Origin of the sequence: Asticcacaulis solisilvae (assembly GCF_017875235.1) — a bacterium.
GTDB classification, from domain to species: Bacteria; Pseudomonadota; Alphaproteobacteria; order Caulobacterales; family Caulobacteraceae; genus Asticcacaulis; species Asticcacaulis solisilvae_A.
Genome location: NZ_JAGGMI010000002.1, coordinates 15,084 through 35,194 on the forward strand (window position 1 = coordinate 15,084; position 20,111 = coordinate 35,194).

Annotated in this window: 17 protein-coding genes; 12 read left to right on the forward strand and 5 right to left on the reverse strand. The window is 60.0% G+C overall.

The features are described 5' to 3' along the window. The first annotated feature begins 158 nt into the window (after window positions 1-158). A complete protein-coding gene (locus J2X24_RS03180; protein WP_209716571.1) occupies window positions 159-1,082 on the forward strand; it encodes a tetratricopeptide repeat protein in 924 nt (307 codons plus the stop codon). Between the two features lie 123 nt (window positions 1,083-1,205). Further along, window positions 1,206-2,246 carry an alpha/beta hydrolase gene (locus J2X24_RS03185; RefSeq protein ID WP_209716574.1) on the forward strand — a complete coding sequence of 347 codons (1,041 nt, stop codon included), beginning with the start codon at window positions 1,206-1,208 and terminating at the stop codon, window positions 2,244-2,246. Here J2X24_RS03185 and J2X24_RS03190 read toward each other — a convergent pair. Beyond that, window positions 2,236-4,644, reverse strand: a complete 2,409-nt coding sequence (locus J2X24_RS03190) for a glycoside hydrolase family 95 protein (protein WP_209716577.1) — start codon at window positions 4,642-4,644, stop codon at window positions 2,236-2,238. The genes J2X24_RS03185 and J2X24_RS03190 overlap by 11 nt on opposite strands. 173 nt (window positions 4,645-4,817) lie before the next feature. Here J2X24_RS03190 and J2X24_RS03195 point away from each other — a divergent pair, with 173 nt between their 5' ends. The 6 genes from J2X24_RS03195 (at window position 4,818) to J2X24_RS03220 (ending at window position 11,964) form a co-directional block, all read left to right on the forward strand. Then, window positions 4,818-6,287 carry an alkaline phosphatase gene (locus J2X24_RS03195; protein ID WP_209716579.1) on the forward strand — a complete coding sequence of 490 codons (1,470 nt, stop codon included), beginning with the start codon at window positions 4,818-4,820 and terminating at the stop codon, window positions 6,285-6,287. Window positions 6,288-6,658: 371 nt separating this feature from the next. Then, window positions 6,659-8,416, forward strand: coding sequence for a hypothetical protein (locus J2X24_RS03200; RefSeq protein WP_209716582.1), 1,758 nt, complete (start codon window positions 6,659-6,661; stop codon window positions 8,414-8,416). Then, window positions 8,397-10,079 (forward strand): hypothetical protein, encoded by a 1,683-nt coding sequence (locus J2X24_RS03205; protein WP_209716585.1) that lies wholly within the window; start codon window positions 8,397-8,399, stop codon window positions 10,077-10,079. The genes J2X24_RS03200 and J2X24_RS03205 overlap by 20 nt, the downstream gene beginning before the upstream one ends. A 378-nt stretch (window positions 10,080-10,457) precedes the next feature. Beyond that, window positions 10,458-10,802 (forward strand): ArsR/SmtB family transcription factor, encoded by a 345-nt coding sequence (locus tag J2X24_RS03210; RefSeq protein ID WP_209716588.1) that lies wholly within the window; start codon window positions 10,458-10,460, stop codon window positions 10,800-10,802. Beyond that, on the forward strand, window positions 10,799-11,323 hold the full coding sequence (locus J2X24_RS03215; RefSeq protein ID WP_209716591.1) for an SRPBCC family protein: 525 nt from the start codon (window positions 10,799-10,801) through the stop codon (window positions 11,321-11,323). Before J2X24_RS03210 ends, J2X24_RS03215 begins: the two co-directional genes overlap by 4 nt. Beyond that, window positions 11,320-11,964: a glutathione S-transferase family protein gene (locus J2X24_RS03220; protein WP_209716594.1), complete on the forward strand. Its 645-nt coding sequence runs from the start codon at window positions 11,320-11,322 to the stop codon at window positions 11,962-11,964. Before J2X24_RS03215 ends, J2X24_RS03220 begins: the two co-directional genes overlap by 4 nt. A 2-nt stretch (window positions 11,965-11,966) precedes the next feature. Here J2X24_RS03220 and J2X24_RS03225 read toward each other — a convergent pair whose 3' ends face one another. Both J2X24_RS03225 and J2X24_RS03230 read right to left on the reverse strand, forming a co-directional pair. Continuing rightward, entirely contained in the window at window positions 11,967-12,572 is a 606-nt protein-coding gene (locus J2X24_RS03225; RefSeq protein WP_209716597.1) for a DUF4142 domain-containing protein, read from the reverse strand. A 125-nt stretch (window positions 12,573-12,697) separates the two neighbouring features. Continuing rightward, window positions 12,698-13,720, reverse strand: a complete 1,023-nt coding sequence (locus J2X24_RS03230) for a hypothetical protein (protein ID WP_209716599.1) — start codon at window positions 13,718-13,720, stop codon at window positions 12,698-12,700. 299 nt (window positions 13,721-14,019) lie between these two features. Here J2X24_RS03230 and J2X24_RS03235 point away from each other — a divergent pair, with 299 nt between their 5' ends. The 4 genes from J2X24_RS03235 to J2X24_RS03250 all read left to right on the forward strand — a co-directional run bounded on the left by J2X24_RS03235 (window position 14,020) and on the right by J2X24_RS03250 (window position 18,188). Continuing rightward, window positions 14,020-14,772: a hypothetical protein gene (locus J2X24_RS03235; protein ID WP_209716601.1), complete on the forward strand. Its 753-nt coding sequence runs from the start codon at window positions 14,020-14,022 to the stop codon at window positions 14,770-14,772. Between the two features lie 68 nt (window positions 14,773-14,840). After that, window positions 14,841-15,176, forward strand: coding sequence for a YbaN family protein (locus J2X24_RS03240; protein ID WP_245344418.1), 336 nt, complete (start codon window positions 14,841-14,843; stop codon window positions 15,174-15,176). Then, a complete protein-coding gene (locus J2X24_RS03245; protein WP_209716606.1) occupies window positions 15,173-15,421 on the forward strand; it encodes a putative signal transducing protein in 249 nt (82 codons plus the stop codon). Before J2X24_RS03240 ends, J2X24_RS03245 begins: the two co-directional genes overlap by 4 nt. 517 nt (window positions 15,422-15,938) lie before the next feature. Beyond that, entirely contained in the window at window positions 15,939-18,188 is a 2,250-nt protein-coding gene (locus J2X24_RS03250; RefSeq protein ID WP_209716608.1) for a S9 family peptidase, read from the forward strand. A 193-nt stretch (window positions 18,189-18,381) separates the two neighbouring features. Here the strand turns inward: J2X24_RS03250 and J2X24_RS03255 are convergent, their stop codons facing one another. Together J2X24_RS03255 and J2X24_RS03260 are read right to left on the reverse strand one after the other, a co-directional pair. After that, window positions 18,382-18,903, reverse strand: a complete 522-nt coding sequence (locus tag J2X24_RS03255; RefSeq protein ID WP_209716611.1) for a peroxiredoxin — start codon at window positions 18,901-18,903, stop codon at window positions 18,382-18,384. 115 nt (window positions 18,904-19,018) lie between these two features. Further along, the gene (locus J2X24_RS03260) at window positions 19,019-20,053 is read right to left on the reverse strand and encodes an alpha/beta hydrolase (RefSeq protein ID WP_245344419.1); all 1,035 of its coding nucleotides are present in this window, start codon (window positions 20,051-20,053) and stop codon (window positions 19,019-19,021) included. Window positions 20,054-20,111 lie beyond the last annotated feature (58 nt).

Below are 20,111 nucleotides of genomic sequence, written 5' to 3' on the forward strand. Positions count from 1 at the left end.
TCGCGCCGTTTAACTTTAGGCTTGCATTGTGCGCCGCAAAATGAGCTACTTAATCCGTGCCCGGCGTTGCCGTATGCGGTTAGCCCGCGTTTGTAAGCCTACCCTTGGGGGTTTCTCTTTCGCGTCCGGCAGAATGCCTGTCATGGGACCATGAAACAATGAAGCCTGCGACTTTCGGCGCCATCTTATTGATCCTCACGGGCTTGGCCTGCCCGGAAATCGTTGCCGCGCAAGCTGTGGACGCGCGCGATTCCGGACCCTACTGGCCGGCCGCCAAGCCCTTGCCGAAAACGTCGAATGAACCGCTTGGCCGGATTTGGACGGTCGCCGGTGACACGGACGGCGGCAAACCCGTTGCTAAGCCCGTTGCGAAACCCAAACCCAAGCCTCAGGTCCAGGCAAAAACAGACGCCAAAAGCGCGCCCAAGGCGGCATTGAAGAAAGCTTTCAAAACGCCATCGAAGCCCGCACCCGCACAGGCGGTTCAGTCAAAGGCGACCAAGCCGAAGCCGGCTGCCCAGCCTGCGCCCGTGAAGGTGCAAAAGCCCACATCGGCGCCGACGGAGCCCGCGAAGACTCCCAAGCCATCACCCGCCGCCCCGTCGAAGCCAGTGCCTGCACCGCCAAAACCCGCCGCGCCGGTTCCACCCAAGGCTCTTCCCAAGGCCAATACATCCGCCAGGTCCGTCCCGGCCACGTCCGCCGCCAGCACGGCCGACGCCATCATTCTCGCCGACGCGCAAAAGGGCTGTACGGCAAAGGACGCCAATGCCTGCCTGATCCTGGGCCGGATGTACGTCACCGGCACCGTCGCCGCCAAGGACGAGCCCGCCGCCGCCCGGACCTTCAAGCAGTCGTGCGATCTTGGCAACGGCGCGGGCTGCCATGCCCTGGGGATGATGTACGAGAAGGGCGCGGGCACGGCCGCCAATGCCGGTGAAGCCGCGCGCTACTACAAGATGGCCTGCAAGCTCGGCAATACATCTGCATGCAAGAGCGCGGGCAAGACCTCCGGCAAGGTCGTCGGCGCCAGGTTCAACCTCGGCGAGCTGCTGTTTCCGAAAAGAGCCCCTGTGTCCTGACGGGCACAAAAGTCCGACAAATGCCTTCCCATCTTTCCGGACACGTGGTAGCGCTATCATAGCAGCGGTGAACGCTGACCGGAACCGCCACTGAAACGGCGGACAGGCAAATGGGAGTGACATATGATATCCATAACGCGCGCCGCCGCGACATCCCTTTCCGCATTGGCGCTTGGCTTCGTCCTGATGACGGCTCCGGCCACGGCCGGTGAGCCTGTCATCACGGAACGCATCACCGTCCACGGCACAGCGCTGGAGGGCAATCTCGAAGGCAATCCGGCCGACCGCAAGGTCATTGTCTACCTGCCGGCCGATTACCGCACCTCAAACAAGCGCTATCCGGTCGTCTATGCCCTGCACGGCTATTCGATCGACAACGAAAAGTGGACGACCGAGATCAGGACCCCCGCGACCATCGACGGCGCGTTCGCCGCGGGCGTCAAGGACATGATCGTCGTCCTGCCCGACAGCCGGACACTGCACAACGGCTCTATGTATTCGAATTCGGTGACGACCGGCAATTTCGAGGATTTCATCGCCAGGGACGTGGTCGGCTATATCGACAGCCATTACCGGACGCTTGCCACGCGCGACAGCCGGGGCCTGGCTGGTCATTCCATGGGCGGCTACGGCACGGTCCGCATTGCCATGAAGCATCCGGAAGTCTTCGGCGCCATCTACGCCATGAGCCCGTGCTGCCTGGGCGTGCGCGGCGCGCCGCCGGCGGAAACCTCGGCCCAGCTCGAAGGTCTCAAGACGCCCGATCAATCGGTGAGCCTCGGCTTCATGCAACGGGCGACGCTGGCCACCGCTTCGGCATGGTCACCCAATCCGAAAAAGCCGCCCTTCTATCTGGACCTGCCGACCAGGGACGGCGTCGTGCAACCCGACGTTCTGGCGCGCTGGGCGGCCAATTCGCCGCTGGCCATGGTCCATCAGTACATTCCGGCCATGCGCAGTTTCAAGGCGATCGCCTTCGACGTCGGCGACCGCGACGGCCTGAAGACCGACACCGAAGCCTTGCACAAGACCCTGAACGACTACGGCGTCGCCAATAGCTTCCAGCTCTATGACGGCGACCACGTTTCGGGCGTGGCCGACCGCTTCCAGAACCATGTGCTGCCGTTCTTCGACCGCAACCTGATGTTCGCACCTAAGCCCTAAGCTTGTAGCGTCCGCGCGCGTCCAGAACGACGTCCTTAACCTCACCGGCGATGCGGAGACGTACAGCGGCATTGGCCGGGCCTGTGACGCCAAGCGACCGGACCTTGCCGGCCGCCCACGCCATATCGACCGACAATCCGCCACGTGCGCGCACACCCTTGATCTCGCCCGACGGCCAGGCCGAGGGCAGGGCGGGCAGCAAGCGGACCTCGCCGCCCCACGACTGGACGATCATCTCCAGTATGCCGGCGGCGCCGCCGAAATTGCCGTCGATCTGAAAAGGCGGGTGGGCGTCGAACATGTTGGGATAGGTGCGTTGCGGCCCAAGCAGCGCCTTGAGGATGCCATGGGCGCGCTCAGCGTCACCCATGCGCGCCCACAGGCACAGCCGCCACGCCGTCCCCCAGCCGGTGGCCAGGTCGCCGCGATTGTCGAGCGTCACCTTGGCGGCCCTGATGAGGTCCGGCGTGTCGCGGACATTGGCCTGCGAACTGGGGTAGACGGCATAAAGATGTGAGACGTGGCGGTGGTGCTGTTCCGGCGCCTGAGCGTCCCAGTCTTCCAGCCATTCCTGGAACTGGCCGCCGGCGCCGACGCGATCGGGCGCGATCCGTGCGCGCGTCGCGGCGATCTGACCCAGCAGTTCGGCATCCTGTCCCAGGAGCTTTCCGGCTGCCACGGTGTGGTCGAACAGGTCCTTCACGATCTGACGGTCCATGGCCGGGCCGATGGCGACCGATGAGCCGAACGGATGCTGGTTTTCCGGCGAAACCGATGGCGAGGTGACCAGGCCGCGCCCCTTGGCGTCCTCGACCAGGGTATCGAGGAAGAAGAGCGATGCGCCCTTCATTACCGGATAAAGCCGCGCCAGCACCTTCGGGTCGCGGGTGTAGTCGTAATGGTTCCACAGCGTGTTGCACAGCCACGCCCCGCCGCACGGCCACAGCCCCCACATCGGCCCGTCGATCGGCGCGGTCGCCCGCCAAAGATCCGTGTTATGGTGCGTCACCCAGCCGCGCGCTCCGTACATGACCTGGGCCGTCCTGACCCCCGTGACCGACAGGTCCTCGACCATACGCAGCAACGGTTCCACACAGGCGCTCAGGCCCGCCGGGTCGGCCGGCCAGTAGTTCATCTCTGTATTGATATTGACCGTGTACTTGCTCTGCCACGGCGGGTTGGTGCCTTCGTTCCAGATGCCCTGGAGGTTGGCGGGCTGCGTCCCCGGCCGCGAACAGGCGATCAGGAGATAGCGCGCATAGGCGAAATAGAGCGCGGCCAGCGCCGGATCGACCGAGGTCTCCGCCGCGGCGATGCGGCTTTCGGTCGGTTGGCCATCCGCGCCGTGGCCGCCGAGATCGAGCGACATCGTGCCATAAAGCGCCTGATGATCGGCGATGTGGGCGCGTTTCAAGGCGGCGTAGGACTGGCGCGCGGCGGCGTCGGTCTGGGCGCGCACCCTGGCGACCGGCTCACCGGAAACATCGTCATAGCCCATAAAACTGGTCGCCGCCGCGATCTGCAGCGTGACCTTGCTGGCGCCACGCACGATCAGCCGGCCATTATCGACTGTGACCTGGCCGTCCGACACCGCCTTGACGCGCATCGCATAGGTGAGCCGGCCCGGCGTATCCGGCCCGTCCTCGTTGCGGCCGGTGAACAGGATCGCGCCATCGCCATCGGCCACGCCCGCGCGTCCTTCGATGGACTCCTTGTGCAGCCAGTCGGTCTCCTGGGCTTCGGTCAGCTTGGTCGCCGATCCTGTATAGGCGGGCGAGGTGTACTCAACCCTGCGTGGCGCCCGCCAGTCGAGCGCGAAGTCAAGCCCGCCCTTTGGCCCTTCCAGCCGCAGCACCACGACCTGGGCAGGCGCCGACGCAAAGGTCTCACGCCGGACCGCGCCACGCGCCGTCCTGAAGCGCGTCGTCGTGACCGCCGTCTTCAGGTCCAGTTCGCGGTGGTAACCGCCGGACGGCGTCTCCGCACCATCGAAGCTCAGCAACAGGTCGCCGAGGGTTCCGTACGACATCTGCCACAGCGGCTTCGCCATGACCTTGGCACTGGCCACGTCGGTCGCTTCCTTGAATTTTCCGGCCTCGAGCAGGCGGCGCACTTCGGGGATCCCGGCCCTGGCGTCGGGATTGACCGGATCGTAAGGCCCGCCGGCCCACAAGGTATCCTCATTGAGCTGCAGGCGTTCCTGGGCAACGCGGCCAAACACCATGGCCCCCAGACGGCCATTGCCGACCGGCAGCGCTTCGTCCCACGTCCCGGCCGGACGCTGGTACCACAGCCGCTCAGGTTGGCCCGATGCCGCCAGCGCTTCACGCGGCAGGCCCGAGGCAGCCACAAGGGCGGCTGCGGCCGTCATCAGCCCGCGGCGGTGAATATCTGTCATGGTGTTGCTCCAACCCGTTTTTCTTATTTCCGTAAGTGGAAATTATTTTCTTATGTAAAAGAAGCAAGCGTTTTTTTATGGCGCTTCCACGATTTAGCGCCGTCCTTGAGAGCGTCACAAAACCGTGTCGAACCTGTCCTAGAGGAGGGTAACCGCATCCTCAGGAATCGTCCATGCACCGCCGCCTGCTTGCCCTCTGCTTCGCTGCCGCCATCCTGCCTGCTTGCGCAATGGGCGCCGACAAAAGCCAGAACATCTATTATGTCACCGGCAAGGAACAGCTGGAAGCCGCGCTCAAGCGCGTGCCCAATACCGGCAAGGCCAAGAATGTCATCCTGTTCATCGGCGACGGCATGGGCATCAACTCGGTCACCGCCGGCCGCATACTGGCCGGCCAGGTGCGCGGCGAGACCGGCGTGACCTACCAACTGGCCTTCGACCAGTTTCCTTACACGGGGCTGTCCAAGACCTATTCGACCGACAACCAGGTGACTGACTCGGCCAACGGCATTTCGGCCATCACCACGGGCGTCAAGACCATCAATGGCGGCGTCGGCGTCGACGGGTCGGCCAAGCGCAATGACTGCCCGACCAGCCTGAGCGGCCACGTCCGGACCATCGCTGAACAGGCGCGTCTGAAGGGCCTGTCGGCGGGCGTCGTCACCACGTCGGGCGTCACCGACGCGACGCCGGCCGGCGCCTATGGCCACGTCTCCACCCGCAACTGGCGCTCAGACGCGGAACTGCCGGAAGCCGCCGCAGCGGCCGGCTGCATCGACCTGGCGCGCCAGGCGGTCGAAGCGCCCGCCAACATCCGCATGAACGTCATCATGGGCGGCGACCTGGCGCGCTTCGTGCCGGTCTCCGCGGGCGGCAAGCGCAAGGACGGCCGCGACCTAACCCAGACCTGGGCGAAGCAGACCCGGACGGCCCGCGTCCTGCGCAGCGAAACCGAGCTGAAAGCCTTTGACCCGAAGTCGAGCGACCACGTGCTGGGCCTGTTCGCGCCCGGCGACCTGCCGTCGCAGCTCGACCGCGCCCAGTCGCCCGACAATCCGAAACTGGCCGACATGACCGACAAGGCGATCAGCGTGCTGTCGCGCAACCCCAAGGGCTATTTTCTGCTGGTCGAAAGCGCCTCGATCGACAAGTGGCACCACGTCAATGACGCCAGACGTGCTCTCCACGACGTCGAGGAACTGTCCGACGCCGTCGCGGTCGCCGCCGCCAAAACCAATCCTGAAGACACGCTGATCATCGTCACGGCCGACCACAGCCACGGCGTGACGCAGTCGGGCTATGCGAGCCTGGGCGAGCCGATCCTCGGCCTGGCGCGCATCGACGGCCAGGCCATAAAGGACGGCAAGGGCCACCCTTACGCCGTCATCAATTATGCCACCGGTCCTGGCGCCGACCATCACGGCGAGGACGATCCCGAACTGAGCCAGGATACGCTTACCGCCGGCGAGAAGCATCCGGCCCTGGTGCCGATGACCAGCGCCGCCCACTCGGGCGAGGACGTGCCGGTCTATGCCCGCGGCCCGCAGGCGCATCTGCTCACCGGCGTCAACGAGTCGAGCTACATCTACCAAGTCATGGCCTATGCGCTCGGCATCGACGGCCCTGCAAAGACGGCGAAGTAGACCGCCTCTTCGAATCCGCCACAATATGCGCCTGCATAAGCCGAAGGTTGTCACCAGTGTGTTGGTTACTCCCTCATGCAAACTCGCCGACTGCCACACCGTCCACACCACGCACAGAGCCGCCACCGTTAATATCTTACACGGCGGCGCAAAGATCGTGGTTCTGGACAATGTGCACCTGCCCGACCACTTCAGCCTGTGGATCAAGGGCGAAAGCGAATCTCGCCATGCCAGGTCGTGCGGCGGCATGGCTCGGAGTTGGACCTGAAGTTTTGGCCAAAGCGGAGATGCGCCAAGCGGGTAAAGGAGGCCAAAATCTGCCGAGACCTAAAGATTGAAAGTTCGCCATAAATCCATATACCGATAGATATATGCCGGTTGATTCAGGTAAGGCTATGGCCATAAGTCGCGAACAAATTATCCAATTGTACAAAAGCAACAAACTACTTCGCGCGTTTTCAATCCGTTTTGAGCGATTGAATTCCACCGAGATGGCTGGACCGATAACCTTGTGTATCGAAGCTCACAATTCGGGTGATATAAATTTGCTTTCTCTATTAGAGAGTCCGGAATTTGACGAGATATCCTCACGAGACTTCTTTGCAATACAACAAGTATACATAAAGCTTATTCCGGATCTAAATGCGCCGGTGGACGACATGATGCATTGTGTTGATGTGTTGGTCGCAAAGGCTGGCGACGACTTGGCCGGCAATCTACCATTCACAGCCTTTACGACTTGGTGCGCAAATGACCTCCAACGCGCTTATCATATTGTGGCCGAGGCTGTTGATGGGAATAATTTAGCGACCGACCACTTGTCATTTGCCTTAGAAGCGTTGGACGATGTCACCGAGGCAAGGCGGATAATGCTAGCTTTCAACGGCAACCGCCGACTAGCCGCAATCACGGCATTGGGTCGAATTTCACACAATGACCTCACAACTGTTAAAGAGACAATCGAACAATTCACTAGTGTTGTGAGTGACGACCAAGATGAGCCTACTCTTTCCGCGTTAATGGGGGTACTGCCGAAAATATTGGACGGGATAGGGACTTTTGAAGATGCTGGTGCTACTGAACTTTTATATGCCGTAACAAGGTCACACGCTGACGGAGTTCTTCATTGGGTGGCGGCAGGCTTATTCTCACATTCAGCAGTCTTCACAAAGCAGGCCCTAAAAATTGCTTTTGATGCCTTACGAAAGCTGAAGCGTTCCAATAAGGGAACGGTGGACTACCTCGATACAGCACTAAGCCAACTCATGCATGGTAACGCGTGCAGTGAAGTTACCGAACTTGTTAAAGACCTTCTTTTAAACTCCGATCAAGGGTTCAAAATTTCTGACTTTGATAGCTTTGGCGGTGCGTTAGTCAGCACGAATCAAGCGCACTTCCATAAAACCCTTGTTGCTTGGCTAGGGTCGGGAAATCAGCAACTTTGTAAAGCTATATCTGAACTCCTGCAGAGTATAGAGGATGGAGGCGTTATCATTGACATACCGGCTGAATTTCTTCCTGAGGAACCTGCGCTACAATTTTTTCTCGCCCGAAAGGCGATTGGCTTCTTTTTTATTTCACCAGTAACGGCGGCATCTATCCTAGTCTCAATTCTGCGTGTGGCTCACAAAGATAGTAGATCAGATTTGGAAGACCTCCTGTTCGATCCGATGCAAATCAACTATGGTGGTGACCTTAGCACTTATCTAAAATCTATTGCTCAGGACGATCTCGCCTTCGATAGCGTGCAACGCAGTATCGAGCGTCGCGAAGCATATATAAATGGTCTGGATCAGGCTGGGGTCATTAAGGAGCTTCACCCGTCACAAATGCAACGTGACCGCGCGCGACGAAAATCGAACGATGAAGTCCGCCGTTCTTTCAAGGACGCACAGAAAAAGTCCGTTTTCCTAAACCTCGTGAAACGTTCGGTACTATTACACGGCCGGAAATCTGTAAGCATGGTTTATGGGCCGGGCGGTGAAAGTCGTCCTATGGAAATTCAGATGCAAAGTCACGGCGTGTCGGCTGAGTTTCCTCGACTTTCGGTTATTGACCCAATCGGAATTAACTACAAAATTCGTTCGTTTCGTGTTGAGCAACTTATAGATGAAGCTGATCATTCGTGAATATCTTGCGTCGTTACGAGAGCGCGACGAACTTGACGCCATACTGCCTGATCTTCTAAGCGAAATGGGCTTCACTATTATTTCCAAGCCAGCCAGGGGCACCAAGCAGCATGGTGTTGACATTGCAGCCGTGGGCTACAACGAGGCTGGGGAAAAGTGCGTATACCTCTTTTCTGTGAAAAAAGGGGATCTAACTCGACAAGACTGGAATGTCGGAAACCAAGCCTTACGCCCCTCTTTGGATGAAATCCAAGATGTGTACATACCATCAAGCATCCCCGTCGAGTATGTCGGTCTAAAGATAATTATCTGTCTCTGCTTCGGCGGGTACGTAAAGGAGACCATTCGTGCTGACGTTTCCGGTTATCAAAAAAAGCGAACGACTGATGACCTATCTTTTGAAGAATGGAATGGCGATAAAATTGCCGGTTTAATTTCAGAAGGTATACTTCGGGAAGAAATGTTACCGAAGGACCTACGGTCTCATTTTCAAAAGTCCGTAGCTCTCGTCGATGAACCCGATATTTCCTACAAGCATTTTTCGAGCTTAGTAACTCAACTTCGCCAAATAGGTGGCGAAGAAAGCAAGCGAGTTAGATCGGCGCGTCAAATCTATATTTGCGTCTGGATACTGTTTGTGTGGGCGCGTGATGCCGAAAATGTCGATTCCGCTTACCGTGCATGCGAACTCGCCATTTTGAATGTATGGGAACTGGTTAAACCGTTAATTGAGAACGGTGGCAGCGACAACGAGGAAATAACTAAAGTTCTATTCCAACTTGTTCAGCTGTATCAAGTTATTGGTGCCGAGTTGATTGGCAAGCGCATACTGCCTTATTCCAACAAAAGACACAGTCTTTCCGTTGCTACACATTCACATTCACGGATAGATGTGAATTTGAAACTGTTTGATATGCTTGGGCGTCTGGCAATGATGGGTTTAATTCACCATTGGCTGAACGAGCATTTAGAGATTAATTCTCCCACGCACATACAAGGTCTGACTTCATTGGTCGGATCAGCCTTCGACATCATCGAAAACAATCCGGCGCTCTACCTCCCTTGCCACGATGCACAGGCAACCAGTATCGCGCTATTCTTGTTACTTTGTCTTGCAAGCGGAGCACACCAAGAGCGGTGCGAAAAATGGTTAGTGCAGACTTCGGCGAGATTAAATTATTCTGTTTTGACCCAGGTTGACTATCCTACAATATCAATCGAGTACGAAGACCTGTTGATTCATCCCCGAAGGGACGAGGGGTATTTCAAGGAAGCGACGGCTGGAAGCACATTAATTCCTTTGCTTGCCTGTTGGCTAAACGCTTTGGGCCACTTCGATGTAGTAGCGAGCATGGAGAAAATGGTCGGAGAAAAACTCGATCACACGACCATGCAGCTTTGGACTGCTGATGCCTCGTCAGAAGTGCACATGTATGTCAATTCTGATGAGCATGGCTTAGGGTTGTGTGACTTACCCATTAAACCAGGTACCACTTTGGCAGCCGTCATTTCGGAGCTATGTGGAACGGATAAAGGCTTTGAAAGTCTCTCCGCTAATAAGACTGGATTCTGGCCAATCATACTGATGGCCTGCCGGCATTGGGAGTTGCCCGTTCCGCCAAATTTTTGGTTGGAATTTAGTCTCTTCACCAACAAAGACTAAAACTATACTGGTGGCGCCAGCTAATCCTTCATTCCAACATAAAAATCCGACCATCAGCGTTCTTCAGCGGCGCCGGATAACGAAACGGCTCCAGCCCTGACGACCGCGTCCAAAAGACCAGGAGGGAGGTTTTCGCCCGGCGTCAACCACACGGCGGCGGAAGGGGTTTACGCGCGGTTATCGACCCAAGCTCTGATGTCTTAAGAACCAGCCAGATTGTGATGAGTCTTGCCCTCGATCGTAATCAATTCTGCCTCCAATAGCTGAGCTGTCAGATAGGCGGGCTGCGGCGACAATCACCTATTCGGCAGACTGTCGCGATTTTTATCTCCTTAATTTAACACTTGCGTTAATTAACACATATGTTAAATATGGACTATGGACACGCTCTCACAAACCCTTTCGGCCCTGGCCGATCCCACCCGCCGCGCCATACTGGCCCAACTCGCCCAGGGCGAAGCGACGGTCAACGACCTCGCCAGGCCCTTCGACATCTCGCTTCCGGCCATTTCGCGCCACCTCAAGGTGCTTGAGGCGGCCGGTCTTATTTCGCGCGGCCGCGAAGCCCAATGGCGACCATGCCACCTGGAGACCGCGCCACTGAAGGCCGTCGATACCTGGCTCGGCGACTATCGCCGCTTCTGGGAAGGCTCCTTCGACCGCATGGACGCCTACCTGCAACTCATCCAGCAAAAACCCGACACGACAGGAGACCCCCAATGACCGCTGATTCCGCAGGCCTGATCGAGGTCGAACCGCGCAACCTGGCGACCGGTGACGACGAGCTGCGGCTCGACCGCACCTTCGACGCGCCGCTGGCGCTGGTCTGGCGCATGTGGGAAAGCCGCGACCACATGATCCGCTGGTGGGGCCCGGAGATGTTCACCTGCATCGAGCTCGACTGGGACCTGACGCCCGGATACGAATGGCGCGCGACCATGGCGTCGAAGCCCTTCAATCGCAAGGTATCGCACATGGGCGGTGTCATCCGCGAAGTCGTGCCGAACGAACGCATCGTCTTCACCTTCGCCTGGGAAGAGGGCTCCGGCTTCGACCTGGAAACCATCGTCACGGTCACCTTCAGCGAAGAGGCCGGAATGACGGTCCAGAGCTTCCACCAGACGCCGTTCTCGACGGTCGAGATCCGCGACATGCACGTCGGCGGCTGGAATTCACTGTTCAACCGCCAGCAGCTCTATGTTGAAAACGTCGCGATCGCCCAAGGACAGGGGATCCGCATATGATCACACTGACCACCTATCCGTGGGTGCCGGATTTCGCCGCACCCTTGATGCGCGCCTTTCGCGTCCGCTGGGCGCTGGAGGAGGCGGGGCTGCCATACAGCGTGCGCCACGTCGCCCTGGGGGCCGAACAGTGCTCGCCCGAGCACCTGGCGCGCCAGCCCTTCGGCCAGGCGCCGGCGATAGAGGAGGGCGGTCTGACCCTGTTCGAAAGCGGCGCCATCGCGCTCTATATCGCCGAAAAGTCCGAAGTCCTGATGCCGCGCGACGATATCGGCCGCATGCGCGCTATCGCCTGGCTGTTCGCCGCGCTGAACTCGGTCGAAACCGCCGTCCAGCCTTTGGGCGAAATCGTCTTCTTCCATGAGGACGCGAACTGGGCCAAAGAACGCCGGCCCCAGGTCGAAAGCTTTGTCCGCCGCCGCCTGGCCTCGGTCGAGCAGGCCCTGGGTGATAAGGCCTATCTCGAAGGTCGCTTTACGGTCGGAGACCTGATGATGGTCGACGTGCTGCGTATCATCGACAGCACCCACCTGATCGACGGCTTTCCGAAACTGAAGGCCTACAAGCAGCGCTGCGAAGCCCGCCCGGCCTTCCAGCGCGCCCTGACGGCGCAACTGGAAGGCTTCAGGCAGGCCGCGTAACCTTACATCTTGTCGATGTGTTCCTCGTGCGCCTTCAACGTCGGCAGGGTCTCGGCGGCGAAGGCCTTGAGCGCCGCATCCTCGCCGTTGTTGGCGTAGGAGTCGAACAGGCTGACCGCCTCGTCATGCGCGTCCTGCTGTGCGTCGATATAGGCCTTGTCGAAGTCCTCTCCGGTCTTGCCCTTCAGGTCATCGAGCTTGGCCTGGTGCGCGGCGTCGAGCTTTTCGGCCGGCGGCGTGACGCCCGTGGCCTTGCCGACAGCGGCCTTGAAGGCCGTGCCCGCCTTGGTGTGGTCCGTGATCATCTTGTTGGCGAAGGCCAGGACGTCCTTGTTCTTCGACGTTTTGACGGCCAGTTTGCTGGTTTCGATCTCGAACAGGTTGGCGACAGCGGCCTTGTCGGCGAACTGCTGCGGCGTGTCGTGGGTGACGACATCGGCGATGGCGCTGCCCGCATTATTGGCGGCGGCGCCGGCCTCGGCCGCGGCGCTTTCGGTGGCGTTGCCGGCTTCGTTCTGTTCGGCCTTGGTGCAGGCGCTAAGGCCGCCCAGCAGGACGAGGGTGGAGAGGGAGGCCGCGGCCATGAGGGATTTGCCGGTGGTGCGCATAACGTCTTCCTGAAAAAGTTGTGAAGCGGCGTGATGCTAGCTGGCTGGTTATAAATTCGCGCCCGCCCGAAAGCGCGGATTTGTAAAAAAGCGATGGCATCGCGGTACGACGACCCGCGTGGCCATCATTTCGCTTGCCGCTTTTTCGAGTCAGCCAGAAGGGCTTCGAGCGCCGCCCGCTGAATATCGGCAACAGGCAGCGCGGCGAGGTCTTCGGTTTTGAGGCGCGCCTTCAACTCAGCAATGACACGACCATTGGCATAGGCGTGCGAATCTTCCGGGTTCGGGCCAACGGCGCTGGCAAAGCCCCTCAGCAACATGGGCGAGATGCGCTCGGCGTAATGCAGCTCGACCAGCTTTGCGCGGTATTCCAGCTCCCACGGCTTGAGCCCCGGAAAGCGGCTATAGTCCGAAAAATGCTGGGTTTCGTGGCCGAGAAAGCTTAAGCGAAACAGCTCGTCGTCCAGCGAAGGGTAGGCGGGCACGACGGCGTAAAGCCCGTCGGGCTTCGCCCAGCCGCCGGTGCCGATCCTGTCGCACGACAGGTATCGCGACCAGCCCATGCTTTCAAAGGCGTCCAGATAGGTGATCGAGACATTGAACGCGCCTTCCGGCAGGGTAACATCGCGCCGTTCGGTCTTTTCGGACGTCCATACCATCAGTTCCCGCAGGCGGCCCGTCCGGCCCAGCAGCACGCCGAGGCCACGGTCCTTAAACCTGGCCTGGAGTGCGGCTTCAACCTTGCCCCAGTCCGCGTCTTTCGGCAGATCGTACGCAGCCGCCAACCTAGCACGCAAGGCGTCTTCGGCCGGTTCCGCCGTGTCCCGGCCCATCGCCACGTCCTGCCAGTAATGCCGATAAGCCTGTAGAGTGTCGTCAGTAGAGGCATCGGTCACCTGACGCGGCGACGTGACCGGTGCCGTCAACCGGCCGGCTATGCAGACGGCGAGAGGTCTTTGATCCTCGGGCAGATCGGCCAAATTGATCGACGCGATCAGCTTTTGCGCCGCCGTCCCATCGGCCTGCGAAATCGCCCCCAGTGCCTGCCGCAGCGTCGCCTTGGCCACCGCGTCGGGCGCTTCGACCGCATAAACCGGCCCTGACACCATCAGAACGAGCGCCAGGGCCGCACCAAACAGCCTGATCAAGGAGCACCTCTTTTCATCTGCAAGCGTCCGTCATGTCGCTTGCATTCCGCACCCGAGGTGCCATCACCACGACTATCATAGGTCGTGTAGCCCAGTGCGTGTCAATATGCTCAAGTCACGCGTCATGAGTGAAGCCGCCGAGATCAATCTCTCCCCCACTGCCGGTAACGGTCGATTGCGTGAATCAGTACGTAGGACTTGCACGCGTAATGTGCTCAAGGGCATAAAAGGAGCGGATAATTTTGCCTGAACGGGATTCGCTCTTGAAATTGAATCGAGCTCAAATATCTGAGAGAGCAATGGCTATACTTGATGTCAGTCCGCAGGGCGTCCGGTGGACCGAATTGCTCCGCGCCGTTGAAGCGGACGCCGGGGAAACGCCACATAACAGTATTCATGGTGCGCTGCATAACCTGCTTACGACGCGGAGCGCCGATATCGTGAAAGTTGCGCGAGGTACTTATCGGCTCGCGAAATTCGTCGCCGCCGACAATCTGGTCGCTGACCAGCAAGCCTCGATTACCGACACCGCATCTGTCCTTGTCCAAGCGGAAGGACTGGAAACAGTTACGGAACAAGACTTCTATGAAAGCTTTGCCGAATGGCTAGTTGAAAACGACGAGGCGACAGCCGCGTTCGCCCTTGGTGGCGCCAGTCTTGGCGGAAAATGGGGAACACCAGATGTGATCGCCGTCCTAAAGCCGCGCGCTCAAGACATTTTCAAATTTGAACCCCAGATTGTCACGGCGGAAATTAAGGCGGTTCCCAGTCAGCCAGTTGTAGCATTCGGTCAAGCGGTGGCTTACCGTCTCTTTTCTCATAAAAGTTATATCGTTGTGCCTGACTCTACGAGCAACGACGACCTGAGTCGCCTCAAGTCGTTGTGCAGCATTCACGGTGTTGGGTTGGTGACCTTCTCTTTGAATAAGGATCAACCGGACTATTCGGTTATTGTCCTGCCTGCAATTGCGGCCCCAGACATGTTTTATGTCAACAGTATGCTGGATAGACTCAAATCCAGCGCGCCGGAACTGCTGAACAAGTTGTTCTAATTTTCGTCAGGATCGCCCTAGCCAGCCGTACATTCCCCCTGTAGTCTCCCCTCATGCGAATAATTCTCATGCTGGCGGGACTTTTGTGCGTGGGGCTCGGTATCGTCGGTATGTTCGTGCCGGTTATGCCGACCGTCGTCTTTTTCCTGATCGCCGCCATCTGCTTCGCCAAGTCGAACCCGGCGTGGGAAGCCCGCATCATGAACCACCCCAAGCTCGGCCCGCCCATCAAGGCCTTCCGCGAGCGCGGCGTCATCGGCCGGCGCGCCAAGATTGCCGCCGTCAGCGCCATGGCCGTCTCGTCCGTCGTCTCGTTCTTTTTGCTGCGCGGCGTGTGGGCCTATGTGCCGGGCGCGGTCTGCGCCTTGTGCGCCATTTTCATCCTGACGCGGCCGTCCGAATGAAGGAGATGCTGCGGACCAACAATCCTGTCCTGATTTCCTTTGTAGAGGCACTGCTGAAAGGGCTCAACATCCGCTATTTCGTCGCCGACCAGGCGGTGAGCGCGTCCGAAGGCTCGATCGGCCTGTTTCCGCGCCGCATCCTGGTGGCGCCGGAGCACTTCGACAAGGCGCGCGACCTGCTGATCGATGCGGGGCTCGAGGCGGATCTACGCCCCTTGCAAAACGATGGCTTCTGGGACGATTGAACGATGGAACACCAACTTCAGGAAGACAGCCAGGCGTGGGCGGAACTCAAGGACTTTCTCAACGATCGCATTGCGCGGGCGGTTAGCGGCGAATTGTCATCCTAATCGTGGGATCAGATCGTTAATGAAGAGCTTGGCGGAGTAAGTGGTGAGATGAGCCTTTGTTCTGAATGTAGCACCGACGAAGCTCGTGGCCGATCATAGATGGCTCGCCCACCATCTGCTCCGCAGATGGTCGCTCCTCCCCATGAATGGGGGCGAAGTGGGAGCTTCTGATTTAGAATATTCAGCCTGCCTTAGACCCCACACAAAGGCTTTATAACGCCCTCCCCATTCAGGGGAGGGGGGACCGCCGAAGGCGGTGGGCGAGGCCTAACGTAGATGCAACAGGCGCCTCACTCTACCGACTTCACTCGTTTCACCCGCAACGGGCTTGACGCACACATCACCACAGGGATAGCGTCACGCAAACGTCTTATACCGTCCGCGCGTCTTGCGGAGGTGAGGGGAATCCGCAATGAAACTGACCCGCCTGTCCGCCGCCCTATTCGGCGCGCTCCTGCTTTCGACCACCAGCCTGACGGCCTTTGCATTGACACCCCTTACGCCCGAACGCGTCTTTTCCGATCCTGCCATTACCGGCCCCAAGGCTACGACGGTCAAGCTGTCGCCCGACGGCCAGCTCCTGGCCTATCTCCAGCCCAAGAAGGACAAGAGCGACGTCCAGGACCTGTGGGCCGTGCCGGTCAAGGGCGGCGAACCCTTCATCCTGGTCGATGCCGATAAGCTGTCCGATAGCTCGAAGGTCCTTAGCGAAGCCGAAAAGTCGCGCCGCGAACGCATGCGCGTCTCGGTTCGCGGCGTCGTGGCGTTCAATTGGGCCGAAGACAGCCAGTCGGTCCTGGTGCCGCTCGACGGCGACGTTTTTATGTGGGACCGCAAGACTTCGGCCGTCACGCGCCTGACCGACACCGAAGGCGATGAGGTCGATGCCCGCCTGTCGCCCGACAACGCGTCCGTCTCCTTCGTCCGCGATCAGACCCTCTATGTTCGTAACATCAAGACTGGCAACGAGACGGCCGTTTCGCCCAAGGGCGCCGACACCATCACCTATGGCACGGCCGAATTCATCGCCGAAGAGGAACTGGACCGCCACCAAGGCTATTGGTGGAGCCCGACCGCGAACCGCATCGCCTATCAGAAGACCGACGAAAGCGGCGTGAAAATCGCCGAACGCGTCGAGATCAACGGCGACGATGTCAAGATCATCAAGCAGCGCTATCCTTACGCTGGCACACCCAATGCGGTGGTCGAGCTTTACGTCAAGCCGGTTTCGGGCGGCCAGGCGGTCAAGGTCGATCTTGGAACCAATCCGGACTTTTACCTGGCGCGCGTCAACTGGAGCCACGATGGCAAGACATTGTACGTCCAGCGCCTGAGCCGCAACCAGCACACACTTGATCTTCTCGCGGTCGATCCGGCCACCGGCGCGTCAAAGGTCCTGCTGTCGGAAAACTCGGACACCTGGGTCGAACTGCACGACGACTTCCGGCCGCTGAAATCGGGTGGCTTCATCTGGGCGTCGGAGCGCGACGGCCATAAGCACCTCTATCTCTACGACTCGCTGGGACGGCTGGCGCGCCAGATCACCAAGGGCGACTGGCCGGTCGACAGCCTGGCCGGCGCCAACCACGCCAATGACGTCAATGAAAAGACGGGTGAGCTGTGGTTCACCGCCGGCAAGGACACGCCGCTGGAGCACCGCTTGTATAAGGCAAGCTATAAGAAGCCGGCCGAACCCGTGGCTTTGACGAGCGCCGGCGGCTGGTGGAAGGCCAGCGTGACCGGCAATGGCGCGGCCTTTATCGGCAGCTATTCCGATCCCACAACGCCGGAAAACACCGCGCTCTATGACGGTGCGGGCAAGCGCCTGCGTTGGATCGAAGAGAACCGCGTCGACGAAAACCATCCGTGGTTCGCCTACAAGGACCAGTACCCGGCGCCGGAATTCGGCACGATTACGGCCGACGACGGCCAGGCTTTGCACTGGTCGATGCTGAAGCCCAAGGGCTTTGATCCGGCGAAAAAGTATCCCGTGGTCGTCTCGATCTATGGCGGCCCGGGCAAAGCGACGGTGCAGAAGGGCTGGGTCGCGGCGTCCGACCGCCTGTTCCAGGAAGCGGGCTATATCGTCTTTTCGCTCGACAACCGCGGCACGCCGCACCGGTCGGTCAAGTTCGGCCGCGCCATCTATAAGTCGATGGGCCAGGTCGATATCGACGACCAGATCAAGGGCGCGAAGTGGCTGCAAAGCCAGCCTTACGTGGACGCCGCGCATATCGGCATCATGGGCTGGTCGTACGGCGGCTTCGTGTCGCTGATGGCAATCACGGCCAAGGACACGCCGTTTGCCGCCGCCGCTGCCGGTGCGCCGCCGACGGAATGGAGCCTCTACGACACCGCCTATACCGAACGCTACATGATGAAGCCCGAGGAGAATGTCGACGGCTACGCCAAGTCGGATGCACTTAGCCGGCTGGATGACCTGAAGCCCGGTTCGCTGCTGCTGATGCACGGCATGGCGGACGACAATGTTCTCTTGTCGAATACAACGCGTGTCATGGCCGCCTTGCAAAAGAAAAGCATTCCGTTCGAGCTGATGCTGTATCCCGGGGAACGCCATGGCGTGCGGGGGAATGCGAAAAACCTGCAGCGTTACCGGCTGTATCTCGATTTCTTCGAGCGCAAGCTCAAGCCGAACGGGTAGGGCGGTGTGCGGGTGATTGCCTGAGTTTTACCCCTCCGTCATCTTCGCTTCGCTCGCTGACACCTCCCCATCGCTGCGCGTTAGGGAGGAGGGATGAGGCGGGGCGACGCGCTCCCTCCTCCCTGCTTTATGGGGAGGTGGACCGCGAAGCGGTGGAGGGGTATTCCGTCAGCACCGCAAGCTCTGAAACCGCCTACTTCGCACCCACGGCCGCCAGCAGCGCCGGCACATGTGTCGCGGCGTCGCCGCTGTCGTGAACGAAGGCGATGCGGCCGTCCTTGCCAACGACATAGGACACACGGCCAGCCATGTTGACCACGGGCAGCTTGGCGTCATAGCTGGACGCCACACTGGCCGAAGTGTCGGCGGCGACCGGGAACTTGCCCTGACAATCGGCGGTCGAGAACGTCTTAAGCGTCTCGATATCGTCGGTCGATACCCCGACGACGCGAGCCTTCCTCGCGGCAAACTTGTCGATTGCAACCGAAAACTGGTGCGCCTCCAGCGAACAGCCGCCGGTAAAGGCCTTGGGATAGAAATAGACCACGACCGGACCGCTCTTGAGCGCCTGCTTCAGCGAGAAGTCCGACACCACGCCATTGGTCGCGGCCTTCAACGTAAAGTCCGGCGCCTTGTCGCCGACCTTCAGCGCGGCGAAAGCCGGCGAGGCAAGCACGAACGATGCGGCAATAACGGCAGCGAAAACGGTCTTCATCTTGAGCCTCCTGAAGAGCGCAAATCACCCGACACGTGAACGATAGGCCTGTACGCCCCATTGGGCAAGTCGGCCGGTAATATGCCGAGAAACCAGCGTGTGAACGGCGCCCTGTTCAGATAAACGCGATGCCCCTGAGCCAGGCCGTGAACGCGTCAGGCCAGTGCGAAGCGGGACGGCTGGCGGGCAGGCTGAAGCCAAAGCCGTGGCCGCCTTCCTGATAAAGGTGCATTTCGGCCGGCACATTGGCGGCGTTCAACGCCTGGTACATGGCCAGGCTGTTGGCCACAGGCACCGATGTGTCGTCGGCGGCGTGCAGCAGGAAGACCGGCGGCAGGCCTTTGACCACTCGCTCATTCAGAGGCTTTGCGGCTTCGGCCGACGGCGGCAAGCCGGGCAGGGGGCGTTTGCCGAGATCGATGAAGGGGTAGCCGAGCATAACCATGTCCGGCCGAGCCGATACCTGGTCGGCGGCGTCCACTGGTTCATAAACCTTGGCGTCGAACCGGGTCAGGGCGGCCGCCGCCAGATGTCCGCCCGCCGAAAATCCCATGACGCCGATGCGTTTGGGGTCGATGCCGTAGGCGGCCGCGTTGGCGCGTACCCACCGCACGGCGCGCTGGACGTCCTGAAGCGCGACGTCGTAGCCAACAGGCCACCTGTCGCCCGGCAGGCGGTAGTTGAGGACGAAGCAGGTGATGCCCTCCTGCATCAGCCTTCGCGCGCCGCCCGCGCCTTCCTTGTCGACCGCCAGCCGGACATAGCCGCCGCCGGGCGCAAGGATCATCGCCGCGCCGTTGGGTTCTTCCGGCCGAAAGACTTCGAGGATCGGTTTTGACACGTGCATCACCGCCCGGTCGTGGGCGGCGGGCGAGCCGCGCTCCAACACCAGGCGCGTCACGGCCATGCCTTCGCCCCCCGGCACGCGCCCGGCGGGCCACAGTTCAACGACCTCGTCCGACAGCAGGCCCTTGGGTTCCGGCCGGGCGGGGATGATCACCGGCGCCTGGGGCGTGCCGGTCAAGGTCGCATCGGCCGGCTTGAATGCGGCCTGGGCCACCGCTCGCCCGGCCAGGGCGCTGGAACCCAGCGCCGCCAGCGTGGCGGTTACGGCGGTGCGGCGGGTCATGTCCTTTGAAAAATCTGGCATGGCGTGTCCTTCCTTTACCGCAGTCGACGCTGCGTTGGGTCCGGATAGTGCGCGATTT

What these genes read in the sequence shown, in the direction of transcription:
- J2X24_RS03205 (WP_209716585.1), top strand. Translation starts at nt 8,397, where the DNA reads ATGAAGCTGATCATTCGTGAATATCTTGCGTCGTTACGAGAGCGCGAC.
- J2X24_RS03190 (WP_209716577.1), bottom strand. Translation starts at nt 4,644, where the DNA reads ATGACAGATATTCACCGCCGCGGGCTGATGACGGCCGCAGCCGCCCTT.
- J2X24_RS03255 (WP_209716611.1), bottom strand. Translation starts at nt 18,903, where the DNA reads ATGAAGACCGTTTTCGCTGCCGTTATTGCCGCATCGTTCGTGCTTGCC.
- J2X24_RS03240 (WP_245344418.1), top strand. Translation starts at nt 14,841, where the DNA reads ATGCTGGCGGGACTTTTGTGCGTGGGGCTCGGTATCGTCGGTATGTTC.
- J2X24_RS03195 (WP_209716579.1), top strand. Translation starts at nt 4,818, where the DNA reads ATGCACCGCCGCCTGCTTGCCCTCTGCTTCGCTGCCGCCATCCTGCCT.
- J2X24_RS03185 (WP_209716574.1), top strand. Translation starts at nt 1,206, where the DNA reads ATGATATCCATAACGCGCGCCGCCGCGACATCCCTTTCCGCATTGGCG.
- J2X24_RS03250 (WP_209716608.1), top strand. Translation starts at nt 15,939, where the DNA reads ATGAAACTGACCCGCCTGTCCGCCGCCCTATTCGGCGCGCTCCTGCTT.
- J2X24_RS03200 (WP_209716582.1), top strand. Translation starts at nt 6,659, where the DNA reads ATGCCGGTTGATTCAGGTAAGGCTATGGCCATAAGTCGCGAACAAATT.
- J2X24_RS03260 (WP_245344419.1), bottom strand. Translation starts at nt 20,053, where the DNA reads ATGCCAGATTTTTCAAAGGACATGACCCGCCGCACCGCCGTAACCGCC.
- J2X24_RS03220 (WP_209716594.1), top strand. Translation starts at nt 11,320, where the DNA reads ATGATCACACTGACCACCTATCCGTGGGTGCCGGATTTCGCCGCACCC.
- J2X24_RS03210 (WP_209716588.1), top strand. Translation starts at nt 10,458, where the DNA reads ATGGACACGCTCTCACAAACCCTTTCGGCCCTGGCCGATCCCACCCGC.
- J2X24_RS03180 (WP_209716571.1), top strand. Translation starts at nt 159, where the DNA reads ATGAAGCCTGCGACTTTCGGCGCCATCTTATTGATCCTCACGGGCTTG.
- J2X24_RS03225 (WP_209716597.1), bottom strand. Translation starts at nt 12,572, where the DNA reads ATGCGCACCACCGGCAAATCCCTCATGGCCGCGGCCTCCCTCTCCACC.
- J2X24_RS03235 (WP_209716601.1), top strand. Translation starts at nt 14,020, where the DNA reads ATGGCTATACTTGATGTCAGTCCGCAGGGCGTCCGGTGGACCGAATTG.
- J2X24_RS03215 (WP_209716591.1), top strand. Translation starts at nt 10,799, where the DNA reads ATGACCGCTGATTCCGCAGGCCTGATCGAGGTCGAACCGCGCAACCTG.
- J2X24_RS03245 (WP_209716606.1), top strand. Translation starts at nt 15,173, where the DNA reads ATGAAGGAGATGCTGCGGACCAACAATCCTGTCCTGATTTCCTTTGTA.